Origin of the sequence: Actinocrispum sp. NPDC049592, from assembly GCF_040675465.1 — a bacterium.
GTDB lineage: Bacteria > Actinomycetota > Actinomycetes > Mycobacteriales > Pseudonocardiaceae > Kibdelosporangium.
Window position 1 is genome coordinate 75,726 of record NZ_JBFAPA010000002.1, and the last position, 15,568, is coordinate 91,293.

Annotated in this window: 1 protein-coding gene (running past one end of the window); it reads left to right on the plus strand. The window is 67.2% G+C overall.

Annotated features, from left to right (window positions below; genetic code table 11):
- Positions 1 to 15,568, plus strand: the 5' portion of a protein-coding gene (locus tag AB0J95_RS07090) for an SDR family NAD(P)-dependent oxidoreductase (protein WP_364753587.1). The gene runs 11,828 nt beyond the window's last position; only the first 15,568 of its 27,396 coding nucleotides appear in the window; its start codon is at positions 1 to 3; its stop codon lies off the right edge, out of view.

A 15,568-nucleotide genomic window follows, 5' to 3' on the forward strand; every position in this document is an offset into this window, starting at 1 on the left:
TTGAACCGAGACGCGATCGCCGTTGTGGGAATTGCGTGCCGCTTTCCGTCGGCGCCCAGCCCGGCGGCGTTCTGGCGGATGCTGTGTGACGGTGTCAGCGCGGTGGGCGAGGTCCCGGCCGAACGGTGGACGGGCGAGGGCGCCAACCGCTGGGGCGCGTTCCTGGACGGCGTGGACCGGTTCGACGCGGGCTTCTTCGGGATCTCGCCGCGTGAGGCGCGCGCGATGGACCCGCAGCAACGGCTCACCCTCGAACTGGGCTGGGAGGCCTTGGAGGACGCCGGGTTCCTGCCGTCGGCGCTGCGCGACTCCAACGCCGGTGTGTTCGTTGGCGTCACTGCGGATGACTATGCCAAACTCGGTGGTCTCGCGGACATCGGGCACCACACGCTGACCGGGACGAACCGGGCGATCATCGCCAACCGGCTCTCGTACTTCCTGGGACTGCGGGGACCCAGCCTGGTCGTCGACACTGGACAGTCTTCTTCCCTTGTCGCGGTGCACCTTGCGTGCGAGAGCCTGCGGCGGGGTGAGTCCGATATCGCGCTGGCCGGTGGTGTTCAGCTCAACCTCGTGCCGGAGAGCGCTGTCGGCATGGAACGGTTTGGTGCGCTGTCGCCGGATGGGCGCGCGTACACGTTCGACGATCGCGCGAACGGGACCGTGCGCGGTGAAGGTGGCGCGCTGGTTCTGTTGAAGCAGCTTGCTCAAGCCATTGTGGATGGTGACGAAGTCTACTGTGTCATCGAGGGCAGCGCGGTCAACAACGATGGCACCAGCGAGGGACTGACCGTTCCAAATCCGGATGCTCAGGAAGCCGTGATCCGGGCTGCCTGCCGGCGGTCCGGTCTCGACCCCTCGCAGGTGTCCTATGTGGAACTGCACGGCACCGGGACCAAGGTCGGCGACCCGATCGAGGCCTCCGCTCTGGGAGCTGTGTATGGCGCCGGCCGCGACCCCGGCACGCCGCTGCTGACCGGTTCGGTCAAGACCAATATCGGGCACCTCGAGGCCGCCGCCGGGATCGCCGGGCTGGTCAAGGTCGCGCTGTCGGTGCGCAACGGGATGGTGCCGCCCAGCCTGAACTTCGAGCGGCCCAACCCCGAGATCCCGTTCGAGGAACGGAACCTGGACATCGTCCGGGACACAACTCTTTGGCCTGGCGGCCTCGCTGGCGTGTCGTCGTTCGGGGTCGGCGGTACCAACTGCCACATCGTCGTCTCCGGTTCGCCGGAAACCCGGCCGGTGACTGCGGACCGGACCGGCGCCCCGGTGGCGTTCCCGTTGTCCGGCCGGGACGATGAGGCGCTGCGGGCGCAGGCCGCCCGGCTGTACTCGTTCATGGAGGACTCCCCGGAGATCCCGGTCCAGGACCTGGGTTTCTCGCTGGCCACGACCCGGACCCGGTTCCCGCGGCGGGGTGTGGTGGTCGGCGGGGATCGTGAGGAGCTGCTGACATCCCTGCGCTCACTCGCAGTCGGCAGCTCATCCGCGGACGTCATCACCGGCTCGGCAGCGGCAGCCGGGCCGGTGGTGTTCGTCTTCCCCGGCCAGGGCTCGCAATGGGTGGGCATGGCCGGCGATCTGCTCGACCAGTCCGAGGTGTTCGCGGCCCGGATCGCCGAATGTGCCGAGGCACTGGCGCCTTACATCGACTGGTCGCTGACCTCCGTTCTGCGCGACGAACCTGACGCGCCTTCGCTCGACCGCGTCGACGTCGTTCAGCCCGCGCTATGGGCTGTGATGGTCTCCCTGGCCGCTGTGTGGCGAGCCGCTGGGATCGAGCCCGCGGCAGTTCTTGGCCAGTCCCAGGGTGAAGTGGCCGCTGCATGTGTCGCGGGTGCACTGTCCCTCGCGGACGGTGCCAAGGTGGTATGTGAGCGTACTAAGTTGCTCCAGGACCACCTGTCCGGCAAGGGCGGCCTGGCTTCGGTGCTGCTGCCGGTGGACGAGGTCAAGGCGAGGCTGCACCCGCAGCTGTCGATCGGCGGTGTGAACGGGCCCGCGTCGACGGTCGTGTCCGGGCCATTGGAGCAGCTGAACGAGCTGATCGAGAAGTGGCCAGAGGCACGCCGGATCAACATCGACTACGCCTCGCACTCGTCGCAGGTCGTCCGGATCGAGAAGCAGATGCGCGAGGTCCTCGCGGACATCCAGCCGCGCGTGCCCGAGATCCCCTTGTACTCCACGGTGACCGGTGAGCTGGTCGAGGACGCGTCACTCGACGCCGACTACTGGTACCGGAACCTGCGTCAGGCCGTCGAACTGCAGAAGGCCCTCGGTACCGTCGCCGCCGAGGGACTGGCCACCTTCGTCGAGTGCAGCCCGCATCCCGTGCTCATCGGTGCGCTGCAGGACTGCATCCAGCACGCCGGGCACACTCCGGTGACCGTGCCGACTTTGCGCCGCAACGAAGGTGGGCTGCGGAGGTTCATCAAGTCGTTGGCCGAGCTGTATGTCCAGGGTGGTGAGGTCGACTGGTCCCGGCTGGTCCCCGGGACTCGTCGAACCTCTCTGCCGACCTACGCCTTCCAGCGGGAGCGCTACTGGCTCGACGGTGTCTCCGCGCCCACCGGGATCCCGGCGGCGCAGGAGCGGCCGCAGCCGGTCTCGACCGATGCCGATCAGCGCCTGGATGTCGCTTGGCTCGTGCGAATCGAGACCGCGGCGGTGCTGGGGATCTCCGATCCAGAGCAGCTCGACGTCTCGATGCCGTTCAAGGAGCTGGGTTACGACTCCACGATGACCGTGGAGCTGGTTGTGCGGCTCAACTCAGCCACTGGTCTCAAGCTGTCCAGCACGACACTGTTCAGCTATCCCACGCCTGAGACCTTGACCGACCACCTGGTGTCCGCACTGGTTGGGGTTGTCAGTGACAGCGATGCTGTCATTGCTAGCTCCACCGAGCCGATCGCGATCGTCGGCATGGGCTGCCGGTACCCGGGCGGTGTGCAGTCGCCCGACGACCTCTGGCGATTGCTGGTCGACGAGATCGACGCCATCGGTGACCTGCCGCTGGACCGTGGCTGGGAGTTGACCGGGCACAAGGGCGCCTTCCTGTACGACGCGGGCGACTTCGACCCGGCGTTCTTCGGCATCTCGCCGCGGGAGGCCGTCGCCATGGACCCGCAGCAGCGTCTGGTCCTCGAGGTGTCCTGGGAGGCCCTGGAAAGCGCCGGGATCGTCCCGGCCGCGCTGAAAGGCAGCCGTACCGGCGTTTTCGTGGGTGCGATGGCCCAGGACTACGGTCCACGCCTGCATGAACCGTCCGGTGAGGCCGAGGGGTACGTGCTCGTCGGCACCACACCGAGCGTGCTGTCCGGCCGGCTCGCCTACACGTTGGGCCTCGAAGGGCCAGCGGTCACTGTGGACACCGCGTGCTCCTCTTCGCTGGTGGCGCTGCACATGGCCGCGCAGGCGCTGCGGGCGGGGGAATGCTCGCTGGCGCTGGCCGGTGGTGTCACGGTGATGTCCGAGCCGGGGATTTTCGTCGAGTTCGCCAAGCTTGGCGGGCTGGCCGGGGACGGCCGGTGCAAGTCGTTCAGCGACACAGCCGACGGGACAGGCTGGTCCGAGGGCGTCGGCATGATCGTGCTGGAGCGCCTGTCGGACGCCGAACGCAACGGCCACCAGGTGCTTGGCGTCATCCGCGGCTCCGCCGTCAACTCCGACGGCGCCTCCAACGGTCTGACCGCTCCGAACGGCGCCTCTCAGCAACGCGTGATCCGGCAAGCGCTTGCGTCGGCTGGACTGTCCACTGCGGACGTCGACGCGATCGAGGCCCACGGCACCGGCACCAAGCTCGGCGACCCCATAGAGGCCGAAGCCCTGCTGGCCACCTACGGCCAGAACCGCGAAAACCCGCTGCTGCTGGGTTCGATCAAGTCGAACATCGGTCACTCCCAGGCGGCCGCCGGTGTCGCCGGTGTGATCAAGATGGTCCAGGCCATGCGTCACGGCGTTCTGCCACGGACCCTGCACGTCCACGCGCCATCGTCCCATGTGGACTGGACGGCCGGCTCGATCGAACTGCTCACGTCGCCAGCCGAGTGGCCGGCGCTCGACCGCGTGCGCCGCGCCGCCGTCTCCTCCTTCGGCATCAGCGGCACCAACGCCCACCTCATCGTCGAGGGGGTCGTGAGTGATTTTGCTCGTTCTGCCACGCAAAACCACTCACGGCCTGTTCCGCTGGTGCTGTCCGCGAAGAGTGAGGGGGCGGTGCGGGGACAGGCGGAGCTGCTGGCTGACTGGCTCGGCGCGGATGTCGAGCTGGCTGATGTGGCCTTCTCGCTGGCAACGACCCGGACCGCCTTTGACAAGCGGGCGACGGTCGTGGCGGCTGATCGCGATGAGGCGGTTGCCGCGCTGCGGGCCTTCGCCGAGGATGGGACGGCGGCCGGGCCGGTGGCGGGCAAGACTGGATTCCTGTTCGCGGGACAGGGATCGCAGCGGCTGGGGATGGGGCGTGAGCTGTACGCGCGGTTCCCGGTGTTCGCGCACGCCTTCGACCTGGTGCTGGCCGAGCTGGACTCCGAGTTGCCGGATGTCATCTGGGGTGAGGACGCCGAGCGGCTGAACCAGACCGGGTTCACGCAGCCCGCGTTGTTCGCGCTGGAAGTGGCGCTCTATCGACTTGTCGAGTCCTGGGGTGTGCGGCCGGACTATCTGGTGGGGCATTCGATCGGTGAGATCGCGGCCGCTCATGTGGCGGGGGTGCTGTCGCTTCAGGATGCCTGCAAGCTCGTGTCCGCGCGGGCCCGGCTGATGCAAGCGCTTCCGGCTGGTGGGGCGATGGTTTCGCTGCGGGCGACCGAGGAGGAGGTCGCGCCGTTGCTGACCTCGCAGGTCGGCATCGCGGCGGTGAACGGGCCGGGCTCGGTCGTGATCGCGGGCGATGAAGCCGAAGTGATGGCTATCGCCGCGCAGTTCGAGAAGGCCAAACGGTTGCGCGTCTCGCACGCGTTCCACTCGCCGTTGATGGACCCGATGCTGGACGAGTTCCGGGCTGTGGTCGCCGAACTGGACTTCTCGGAGCCGCGAATTCCCATGTTGTCGCCTGTTTCGAAACCGGAGTACTGGGTCCGGCATGTGCGGGAGGCGGTTCGGTTCGCGGACCACGTGGAGGCGCTGCGCGAGGCTGGGGTCTCGAAGTTCGTCGAGATCGGGCCGGATGGCGTGCTGACCGCGATGGCTCGCGAGTCACTGTCCGAAAACGACGTTCTGATTCCGCTGCTGCGCAAGGACCGTGGCGAGGACACCGCGATCGCTCAGGCCGTTGGCCAGCTGTTCGAGGCCGGTGTCCCGGTCGGCTGGAAGGCGTTCTTCCCCGATGCTCAGCGCGTTGACCTGCCGACTTACGCGTTCCAGCACCAACGGTACTGGCCCAAACCAGTGCGCGGCTGGAGTGCGTCGGCGATTGGTCTGACCTCAGCTCAGCACCCACTGCTGGGTGCGGCGGTCGAACTGGCCGGGTCGCCGGGCGAGGTGTTGTTCACCGGCAGGTTGTCGCTGCAGTCTCATCCGTGGCTGGCCGGGCATGTTATCGACGGATCGGTCCTGTTGCCTGGGACCGCGTTCCTGGAACTCGCACTGCGGGCCGCGGACGAGGTCGGCTGCGACACCGTCGAGGAACTGACTTTGTCGGCGCCTCTGGTCCTGCCTGAGCGGGGCGGTGTGCACGTCCAGGTCTCGGTGGGTGTGGACCAATCGGGCCGCCGGTCACTGGGGATCTACGCGCGGCCGGACTCGGCCGACGAGCAGGCGTGGGTCCAGCATGCGACCGGTGTGCTGGCTGGGGGCGCTTCGGCTGGTTCCTTCGATACGGAATGGCCGCCGGTGGGCGCCGAGTCCGTTGATCTGGATGGGTTCTACGACCAGCTCGCCGACCGTGGCTTCGCCTATGGCCCGCCTTTCCAGGGGTTGCGGGCGGTGTGGCGGCGCGGTGAGGAGGTGTTCGCCGAGGTCGGCCTGAACGTCGACGAGGAGAGGGAGGCCAACGCGTTCGGCCTGCACCCAGCCCTGCTCGACATGGTCTTGCACGCCACCAACTTCGCTGGCCTGGCCGGGGCGCTGCCGTTCTCGTGGCAGGGCGTCTCGCTGCACGCTGTCGGCGCGTCGGCGCTGCGGGTGAAGGTCATTCCCGCTGGTCCGGAGGTTGTTGGGATCTCGGTCGCTGACGGCGTTGGGCAGCCGGTGGCGACGGTGGACTCGCTGGTCATGCGGGTTCCGTCGGCCGCGCAGCTCACGAGCGTGGATTCGCTGTATCGCATGGACTGGGTGCCGGTGGCCGGTGGTTCCCTGGATGCTCCGGTCGTTCAGGGCACGGACGTCCACACCGTTCTGGCCGCGCTCCAGTCCAACGTGGACTCGCAACTGGTGGTTCGGACTCGGGGCGCGTTCGAGGACAACCTCGCGGCTGCAGCGGTGTGGGGTCTGGTTCGGGCGGCTCAGGTGGAGTACCCGGGCCGGTTCGTGATCGTGGACAGCGACGGCGACCTTCCACCGCTGAATACCGACGAACCACAGCAGATCGTCCGCGATGGCAAGCTTTACGCCGGACGTCTGGTCAAAGTCGCGCCTGTCCAAGAGCTTCCCGCCTGGGATCCCGAGGGTACGGTGCTGATCACCGGCGGTACCGGTGGTCTGGGCCGCCTGCTGGCCCGGCACCTGGTGACCGAGTATGGGGTCCGCCATCTGCTTCTGGTCAGTCGCCGTGGCGTCGTTGAGGGGCTGGAGGACCTGGACGCCTCGATCACCGTCGCTGCCTGTGACGTCACCGACCGGGACGCCCTCGCTCAGCTTCTGTCCAGTCTGGACGGACCGTTGACCGCGGTTGTCCACGCTGCGGGAACTCTCGACGACGGCTTGCTGGCCTCGCTCACCCCGGAGCGGCTGGATACCGTGCTGGCGACCAAGGCGGACGCCGCCTGGGCGCTGCACGAACTGACCCAGGACATGGATCTGGCCGCGTTCATCATGTTCTCGTCGGTCATCGGCACCCTCGGCGGCGCCGGACAGGCCAACTACGCCGCCGCCAACGCATATCTCGACGGTCTTGCGCGCCTACGGCACGCTCAGGGCCTTCCCGCGCTGTCGCTCGCGTGGGGACCGTGGGCGCAAGAACTCGGCGGCATGACCGGGTCCCTGTCCGATGTGGACATGCAACGATTTGCCCGGGCGGGCATGCTTCCCCTTGAAGGCGCGGACGGTCTTCGGCTGTTCGATGCTGCGCTCGCCTCGGGTGAACCCGTGGTCGTTCCGGTCCGGCTTGACCTGCCTGGCCTGCGGGAACGTGATGAGGTCCCGTCGGCGCTGCGTGGTCTGGTCCGCCGGACCCGGCGGGCCGCTCAGGCTGGGGCGGCGAATGGTTCATTCGCGCAGAGCCTGGCCGGGCTGGACGCTGAGCAGCGCTTGACTGCGGCGGCCGAGTTGGTTCGGGCGCAGGCGGCTGCGGTGCTGGCGGCCGAGGCGGCGGGTATCGACGGCGGGATGACGTTCAAGGAGATCGGGTTCGACTCACTGACCGCGATCGAGCTGCGCGACCGGCTGAGCACCAAGTCCGGGCTGCGGCTCTCGCCCACGGTGATCTTCGACTACCCGACCGTGGCCGGCCTGGCCGGCCACCTCGTCGACGAACTCTTCGGCACGGACGTGCTTTCGCCGGTGATCCCCGGTGTGCTGGTCGGCAACGACCCCATCGTGATCGTCGGCATGGGCTGCCGGTATCCGGGTGGGGTCGAGTCGCCCGAGGATCTGTGGCGGCTGGTCACCGACGGCGCCGACGCGATCTCTGGCTTCCCGACTGACCGTGGCTGGGACCTGGATGCCCTGTACAACACCGATCCGGATCACCCGGGCACGTCCTACTCGCGTGAGGGCGGGTTCCTGCACACCGCGGCCGAGTTCGACGCGGCCTTCTTCGGAATGAGCCCGCGCGAGGCGCTTGCCACCGACGTTCAGCAGCGGCTGTTGCTGGAGGTGTCGTGGGAGGCGGTCGAACGTGCCGGGATCGACCCGGTGGGGTTGCGCGGCAGCCAGACCGGTGTTTTCGCCGGTGTGATGTACAACGACTACGGCAAGGTCCTTGAGCGCGACGAGTTCGAGGGCCACGTCATCAACGGTAGCTTCGCCAGCGTCGTGACCGGCCGCGTGTCCTACACCCTGGGTCTTGAGGGGCCAGCGGTCACTGTGGACACCGCATGCTCGTCTTCGTTGGTGGCCATGCACATGGCGGCGCAGGCGCTCCGGTCCGGTGAATGCTCGCTGGCGCTGGCCGGCGGTGTCACGGTGATGTCGACTCCACGGTCCTTTGTGGAGTTCTCACGGCAGCGTGGCTTGTCTCCCGATGGCCGGTGCCGGTCGTTCTCCGAGTCCGCGAACGGTGTGGGCTGGTCTGAAGGCGTCGGCATGCTGGTGTTGGAGCGCCAGTCGGACGCCATCCGCAATGGCCACCCCATCCTAGCTGTGTTCCGGGGTTCGGCCATCAACCAGGACGGCGCCTCCAACGGCCTGACCGCGCCAAACGGCCCGTCGCAGCAACGAGTGATCCGGCAAGCGCTTGCGTCTGCTGGCCTGTCTACTTCGGACGTCGACGTTGTCGAGGCGCACGGCACCGGGACCACTCTCGGTGACCCGATCGAGGCGCAGGCGCTGCTCGCGACCTACGGCCAGAACCGCGAGAACCCGTTGCTCCTGGGCTCGATCAAGTCGAACATCGGTCACACTCAGGCGGCCGCGGGTGTCGCCGGTGTGATCAAGATGGTCCAGGCCATGCAGCACGGCGAGCTGCCCCAGACCCTCCACGTCGACGCGCCTTCGTCGCATGTGGACTGGACTGCGGGTGCTGTCGAACTCATCACTTCACAGGTCGCCTGGCCCGAGGTGAGCCGGGTGCGCCGGGCGGGGGTGTCTTCGTTCGGGATCAGCGGCACCAACGCGCACGTGATCCTGGAACAGGTCGTGAACGCCGAGGCGACGGCTGTCGCGGTGAAGACACCCCCGCCGTTGGTGCTGTCCGCGAAGAGCCCGGCAGCCCTGTCCGCGCAGGCCGCCCGGTTGGTGGAGCACTTCGAAGCCGGAGCGTCCATTGCGGACACCGCGTTCTCGTTGGCCGGCCGGTCGGGCTTCGAGCACCGGGCGGCCGTGGTCGCCGAGGACCGCGACGGGGTGTTGGCAGGCCTGGCCGCACTCGCCGAGGGCCGCCCGGCACTGGGCGTGCTGACCGGGTCACCGGTGCCCGGCAAGACCGGATTCCTGTTCGCTGGGCAGGGTTCCCAGCGGCTTGGCATGGGGAAGGACCTCTATGACCGATTCGATGTTTTCGCTGGCGTTCTCGATGCCGTTCTCGCCGGTCTGGATCCTGCTGTCCGTTCTGTTGTGTGGGGTGCGGATGCGGAGGCGCTGAACCGCACCGAGTTCACGCAGCCCGCCATATTCGCTCTCGAAGTAGCCCTCTACCGGTTGCTTGAGAACTGGGGTGTCAAGCCCGACTACTTGGTGGGGCATTCGGTCGGTGAGATCGCGGCCGCTCATGTTGCTGGGGTGCTGTCGCTTTCGGACGCCTGCAAGTTGGTCACCGCTCGGGCTCGCCTGATGCAGGCGTTGTCTGCGGGCGGCGCGATGGTTTCGGTGCGGGCGACCGAGGACGAGGTCTCGCCTTTGTTGACCTCGCAGGTCGGGATCGCGGCTGTGAACGGGCCTACGTCGGTGGTGGTTGCCGGTGACGAGGCTGAGGTTCTGACGATTGCCTCGCGGTTTGAGAAGTCCAAGCGGCTGCGGGTCTCGCATGCTTTCCATTCGCCGTTGATGGATCCGATGCTGGATGAGTTCCGTGCGGTCGTTTCGGAGTTGGAGTTCTCCGAGCCGCGGATCGCGATGTTGTCGCCTGTTTCGGATCCGGAGTACTGGGTTCGGCATGTGCGGGAGGCGGTTCGGTTCGCGGATCATGTGCGGGCGTTGCACGAGGCTGGAGTCTCGAGGTTTGTCGAGATCGGGCCGGATGGCGTGCTGACCGCGATGGCTCGCGAGTCGTTGCCGGACTCGGCCGTGCTGGTTCCGGTGCTGCGCAAGGATCGCCCCGAGGGGTTGTCCGCGATGACCGCGCTCGGTCAGCTGCTGGTGCACGGCGGTCGGATCGACTGGGCGGCCTTGGTTCCTGGAGCACAGCGGATCGGCCTGCCTACCTACGCGTTCCAGCATGAGCGCTACTGGCCGTCGGCTGGCCGGACCTTGTTGTCGTCCGCTGTTGAGTTGGCGGATTCGCCTGGTGAGTCGCTGCTGAGCGGTACCGTTTCGCTGCAAACCCATCCGTGGCTGGCCGATCACCGGATCAGGGGCAGTGTGCTGTTGCCTGGAACGGCTTTTGTCGAGTTGGCGGTTCAGGCCGGCGATCACGTCGGGTGTGACACCCTGGCGGAGCTGACTTTGTCGACGCCGCTGGTGGTTCCCGAGCAAGGCGGCGTGCAGATCCAGGTCGCCGTCGGACCGGAAGGGTCCGGGTCGCGGTCGGTGGCGTTCTATTCGCGTCCAGCAGGGACAGTCGAGTGGACCAAGCACGCATCCGGGCTGTTGACCACGGGCGCCGTCTCGGTTGACTTCGACAGTGTGGAATGGCCGCCCGCAGGTGCCGAGATCATTGACCTGGATGGGCTTTACTCGCAGCTGACTGCCAACGGGTTCGACTACGGTCCTGCTTGCCGAGGGCTCACGGCCGCTTGGCAGCGCGATGGTGAGGTGTTCGCCGAGGTCTCGCTGAACGAGGAGAACCGGGCCGACGCTTCCCTGTTCGGCCTGCATCCCGCGTTGCTGGATTCCGTTCTGCGGGCCACTGCGCTCGGCGCACTCGCTGAGCCTGGCGTGTTGCCGTTCTCGTGGCAGGGTTTCTCGCTACATGCCGAGGGTGCGACTTCGGTCCGCGTCAAGATGTCCCCGGTGGGCCCGAATGAGGTTTCCATCGCGCTGACCGACCCTGCTGGTGGACCGGTTGCCTGCGTTGAGTCTCTGGTGTTGCGTCCGATGTCGACGGCCGGTTCTTCTCGGGACCCGTTGTTCCGGCTGGACTGGGTGCCGTTCAGCGTTGGTGATGCCACTGTGGACTTCGAGACGGTTGCTGTCGAAGGTGATGTCTACGCCGCAACTACAACGGCGTTGGAACGGGTTCAGGCCGCGTTGGCGGACGACTCGCGTCTGGTGTTCGTTACCCGAGGTGCTGTCGATGGCTCGGACTTGGCCGCGGCGGCGGTGTGGGGTCTGGTGCGGTCGGCACAGATCGAGCACCCGGACCGGTTCACTCTCGTTGATTCCGATGGCAGCTCGGACCTTGTCGCCGCGGTGGCCTCTGGTGAGCCGCAGCTGGTGATTCGTGACGGTGAGGTGAAGATCGGCCGGCTTGCCCGGGTGGCCGCGATCGACACATTCGAATGGGCGCCGGACAGCACTGTGCTGATCACCGGCGGTACAGGTGGATTGGGTGCTCTGATCGCCAAGCATCTCGCGGGGCAAGGCGTTCGGGATCTGGTGCTGGTCAGCCGTCGTGGTCTGGAAGCGCCGGGTGCTGCCGAGTTGGTGGCGTCGCTTGCGGATCTCGGTGCGACCGCTCGGGTCCATGCTTGTGATATGGCCGATCGGGATGCTGTGGCCGAGTTGCTCGCCGCGAACCCGGTCACCGCGGTGATCCACTCCGCTGGTGTCCTCGATGACGGCGTGATCGAGTCGCTGACTCCCGAACGGTTCGCGACCGTGCTGCGGTCCAAGGTGGATGCTGCCTGGAACCTGCACTCGCTGACTCAGGATCTGTCGGCGTTCGTCGTGTTCTCATCGGTAGTCGGCACGCTCGGCGGTGCAGGGCAGGCGAACTACGCTGCCGCAAACGCTTTCCTCGACGCTTTGGCCGTTCATCGGCAGTCTCAGGGCCTTCCGGCGACCTCGTTGGCGTGGGGGCCGTGGGCGCAGGCATCCGGGATGACCAGCGCACTGTCCGAAGCGGACATGCAGCGGCTCGCCCGGGCCGGGATGCCGCCGATCGAACCCGCGCAGGGCTTGGCTTTGTTCGACGCGGCTCTCGCTGCTGGGACTCCGGCGGTTCTTCCGGTTCGCTTCGATCTGGCAGCTCTCCGGGCGAGTGGCGAGGTGCCATACGCATTCCGCGGCTTGATCAAAACCCGGACGCGGCGGACCGCCGGCGTGGCTTCGGCCGTCTCTGACCGGTTCGCGCGGCTGACCGAGGCCGATCGGCGGACCGCTCTTGTTGATCTCGTGCGTGTTCAGGTCGCCTTGGTTCTCGGGCACGCCACCGCCGACACCATCGATCCGACACGGGCGTTCCAGGAGCAGGGCTTCGATTCGTTGACCGCAGTCGACCTGCGCAACCGGCTGGCCGCCGAGACCGGCTTGCGCCTGCCTGCCACGCTCACGTTCGACTACCCGACCGTCAACACCCTGGCCGCGTACCTGTTCGACTCGTTGTTCGGGGCGGATGTCGACGTTCCGGTGGTGTCCGGCGCCATCGTCTCGGACGACCCGATCGTCATCGTCGGCATGGGATGTCGTTACCCCGGTGGGGTTTCCTCGCCGGAGGACCTGTGGGAGCTGGTCTCGTCCGGTGTGGACGCGGTGTCCGGGTTCCCGGTCAACCGCGGCTGGGACCTCGACTCGTTGTACAACCCCGATCCCGCGCACTTCGGCACCACCTACAGCCGCGAGGGCGGGTTCCTGCACGAGGCCGGCGCGTTCGACGCCTCGTTCTTCGGGTTGAGCCCTCGTGAAGCCGTAGCCATGGACTCGCAGCAGCGGCTGTTGCTGGAGGTCTCATGGGAGGCTGTTGAACGGGCCGGGATCGATCCGCTTGCGTTGCGCGGCAGTCGGACCGGTGTGTTCGCGGGCGTGATGTACAGCGACTACGCCACCATTCTGTCGGGTACCGAGTTCGAAGGCTTCCAGAGCAACGGCAGCGCCCCCAGCATCGCCTCCGGCCGCGTCTCCTACGCCCTCGGGCTTGAGGGTCCTGCGGTCACTGTGGACACTGCGTGCTCGTCTTCATTGGTGGCTATGCATTTGGCGGCTCAGGCTTTGCGGTCGGGGGAGTGTTCGCTGGCTTTGGCGGGTGGCGTCACGGTGATGTCGACTCCGCTGGCTTTTGTGGAGTTCTCGCGGCAGCGTGGGCTTGCTCCTGATGGTCGGTGTAAGTCGTTCTCGGACTCGGCTGATGGTGTGGGTTGGGCTGAGGGTGTGGGGATGCTGGTGTTGGAACGCCAGTCGGATGCTGTGCGGAATGGGCACCGAATCCTGGCTGTTGTCCGGGGTTCGGCGGTGAACCAGGATGGGGCTTCTAACGGTTTGACTGCTCCGAATGGTCCTTCGCAGCAGCGGGTGATTCGGCAAGCGCTTGCGTCGGCGGGGTTGTCTACGTCGGATGTTGATGCTGTTGAGGCGCATGGCACTGGAACCACGCTGGGTGATCCGATCGAGGCGCAGGCTCTTTTGGCGACTTACGGTCAGGACCGGTCGGCGCCACTCCTGCTGGGCTCGCTGAAGTCCAACATCGGGCACGCTCAGGCGGCTGCCGGTGTGGCCGGTGTGATCAAGATGGTCCAGGCCATGCGGCACGGCGTGGTGCCCAAGACACTGCACGTCACCTCGGCCTCGTCGCATGTGGACTGGACCGAGGGAGCCGTTGAACTGGTCACTGACGAAGTTGAGTGGCCAGAGACGGGCCGGGCACGCCGGGCTGGTGTGTCCTCCTTCGGCATCAGCGGGACGAATGCGCATGTGATCTTGGAGGGGGTGAATGCGGAGGCCGGGGCCACGGCGGCTCCGAGCGAGGGGCCAGTGCCTTTGGTGCTGTCGGGCAAGAGTGACGACGCGGTGCGGGCGCAGGCCGAGCGTCTGGCGGCACATCTCGCGGCGCAGGACGGGAAGCTCGACGCTGGTCTCTCGGTTGGCTCTGGTGGCGTGGCTGGGCTCGGCGATGTGGCGTTTTCGCTGGCTAGGAGCCGGTCGCCGTTCGAGCACCGGGCTGCGATCGTGGCTGCGGATGGGGACCAAGCGGTTGCGGCGTTGCGAGCCGTTGCTGACGGTGAGGCGGCTGTCGGTCGGGGTGTGAGCGGCGGGAAGGTTGGGTTCTTGTTCGCGGGGCAGGGGTCTCAGCGGTTGGGCATGGGGCGCGACCTCTACCTGCAATATCCGGTGTTCGCCGAGGCGTTTGATGCTGCTCTCGGGGTGTTGGAGCCGGGGTTGCGGGAGATCATGTGGGGTGATGATGCCGAGGTGTTGAGTCAGACGGGGTTCACGCAGCCTGCGTTGTTCGCGTTTGAGGTGGCGCTCTATCGACTTGTCGAGTCTTGGGGTGTGCGGGCCGACTATCTGGTGGGGCACTCCATCGGGGAGATTGCCGCTGCCCATGTGGCTGGGGTGTTGTCGTTGGCGGATGCGGGGCGGTTGGTGTCGGCAAGGGCACGGTTGATGCAGGCGCTTCCGGCTGGTGGAGCAATGGTGTCTGTGCGGGCGACCGAGGAAGAGGTCGTTCCGCTGCTCACCGGCCGGGTGGGGATCGCGGCGGTGAATGGGCCGAATTCGGTTGTCATCGCTGGTGATGAGGCTGAGGTGCTGGCCATTGCTGGGCGGTTTGAGAAGTCGAAGCGGCTCAAGGTGTCGCATGCGTTCCATTCGCCGTTGATGGACCCGATGCTGGATGAGTTCCGGGTTGTGGTGGCGGAGTTGACCTTCGCGGAGCCGCGGATCCCGATGTTGTCTCCTGTTTCGGAGCCGGAGTACTGGGTGCAGCATGTGCGGGAGGCGGTTCGGTTCGCGGATCACGTCACGGTGTTGAGTGATGTGGGTGTGACGAGGTTTGTTGAGGTTGGGCCGGATGGTGTGTTGACGGCGATGGCGCGGGAGTCGTTGCCGGATGAGGCGGTCTTCATTCCGTTGCAGCGCAAGGGGCGGCCGATCGCGCAGGCGGTTGGCGAGCTGTTTGTGGCAGGAATCGCGATGGATTGGTCCGCTTTGTTGCCCGGGGCGCGGATTGTCGACTTGCCGACGTATGGCTTCCAGCACGAGTGGTTCTGGCCCAAGGCGGCCCGGGCGCTCGGGAACGCAGCGGCGATCGGGCTGACCGCGGCCGGGCATCCGTTGCTGGGCGGCACGATCGAGCTGGCCGACTCCGACGACGTGGTGTTCACCGGGCGGTTGTCGATCTCGACGCACCCGTGGCTGGCCGAGCACGTCGTCCAGGGCTCGGTGCTGGTGCCGGGCGCGGCGTTCGTGGAGATGGCGTTCCGGGCCGGTGAGCAGGTCGGATGCGAGCGCATCGACGAGTTGACCTTGGGTGCGGCGCTGGTGTTGCCGGAGCGCTCTGGGGTTCAGGTGCAGGTGCGGGTGGGTACGCCGGACGAGGATGGGCGCCGGTCGATCGGCGTGTTCGCGCGGGCGGACGAGCAGCATTGGACGCAGCACGCCGGTGGGTTCCTGTCCGCGGCGGTCTCACCGAGCTTCCAGCTGGCCGACTGGCCGCCGGTGGCTGACTGTGTGGATGTCACCGACTTCTACGACGGCCGGGCCGCGGACGGCTTCG